The organism is Nocardia sp. NPDC004260 (genome assembly GCF_053603155.1).
In genome coordinates, this window is the sequence record NZ_JBSGEZ010000265.1 from 1 (window position 1) to 1,403 (window position 1,403).

Sequence of the window (1,403 nt, forward strand, 5' to 3'; positions counted from 1 at the left end):
CTGCCCCGGGCTGGGGAATTACGTGAACACGGCCCTGGCCGATTACGTGAACGAGAACCTGGATCTGGTGGGGAATTTCATGAACGCCGACACGATCGGGGGGTCGGACAGCGGGAATGGGCAATACACCGCCGACGGTGTCCGTGGTTTTGCGAACTGGTTTGCGGATGAGCTTATTTCGTCGACGGATTGTGTTGCGTTCACGGTCGGGCCCCCTCAAGGTTGTTTCAGGCGTTTCGGTGTGTGATGTGGTGGGCGAGCGCGGTGAGCTGATCGCGTCCGTCGGGCGTCGGGTGGGCCTCGGCCAGGTTGGCGAGTGCGGCGTCGATGTGCTTGCGGGCTTCGCCGAGGACCCAGGCGTGTGCGCCCGTGCGTTCGATCAGCTCCGCGGCCCGCTGGGCTTCGAGATCTGTGAGTTGCCTGTCCTGCCGGTAGAGGGCTGCCAGCTCGGCTGCGGCGGGGGTCTCGGCCTCCAAGGCGTAAGCCACCGGCAGGCTCTTTTTCCGCCGACGCAGGTCGGCACGTACGGGTTTGCCTGTCCGGTCGTCGCCCCAGATACCGAGATAGTCGTCGAGGCATTGGAATGCGATACCTGTGTGGTGGCCGAAGCGAGCCATGGAGTGGATGCGATCGGGGGAGGCGTCGCCGTAGCGGGCTCCCAACGCGCACGCCGATTCCATCAGCGCCGCGGTCTTGGCCGCTGTCATCGCCCAGCATTGGGCCAGTGGCACCTCGCGGCGGGTCTCGAATTGGGTGTCGGCCAGCTCTCCGGCGACCAGGCACTGGACATCGTCGATCAATGTTTGCGTGGCTGCGGCGGCATGCTGGGTCGAGCCTCCCCATAGCGCGCGGACGGATGCGAAGAACAGCGCGTCCCCGACGAGGACGGCTGCGGGGGCACCGAAGACGGCCCAGACTGCGGGCCGGTGGCGGCGTATGGCGTCGTGGTCGAGGACATCGTCTTGGATGAGTGATGCTTCGTGGACGAGTTGGACGGCGGCTGCGGCGGGCACCGCGGCTGCGGGGTCGCCACCGACTGCGCGCGCGGTGGCCAGTACGAGCGCGGGGCGCACTCCCTTGCCCCAACCGCGGTCGGTGGCGAGCTTTCTGCCGTTGTTGTCCGCCCAGCCGAGGTGGTATGAGGCGATTCGCCGGATCTCATGTGGCAGCGCTGCGACTGAGGCGCGCAGGTGGGGGTTGACCAGTATGCGCGCCTGGCTGAGCAGATCCTCGACAGCAGCCTTCTCCGCATCCGGGTTCAGGGAGTGCGTCGCGGTGGGAGGCCGGTTGGACTGGTCAAGGACCGGTTCGGTGGTGCTGATAGCACTACCTTCGTTCATGGCTGGGACCTCCGGGGAACGCTTTTGTTGCTTGTCCTGCGAGGACTGAAATGAGACGGCGTC

Annotated in this window: 2 protein-coding genes; one reads left to right on the forward strand and one right to left on the reverse strand. The window is 66.2% G+C overall.

From position 1 onward, the window contains the following. Positions 1 to 247 (forward strand): hypothetical protein (locus ACWEO7_RS39525; RefSeq protein WP_452430972.1); only part of this gene is annotated, 247 nt, incomplete at its 5' end. Here the strand turns inward: ACWEO7_RS39525 and ACWEO7_RS39530 are convergent. Beyond that, positions 228 to 1,340 carry a polyprenyl synthetase family protein gene (locus tag ACWEO7_RS39530; protein ID WP_452430974.1) on the reverse strand — a complete coding sequence of 371 codons (1,113 nt, stop codon included), beginning with the start codon at positions 1,338 to 1,340 and terminating at the stop codon, positions 228 to 230. The genes ACWEO7_RS39525 and ACWEO7_RS39530 overlap by 20 nt on opposite strands. Positions 1,341 to 1,403: the final 63 nt, after the last annotated feature.

Excerpts from the sequence above, each read along its gene's own strand:
- ACWEO7_RS39530 (WP_452430974.1), bottom strand. The coding sequence starts at position 1,340 with ATGAACGAAGGTAGTGCTATCAGCACCACCGAACCGGTCCTTGACCAG.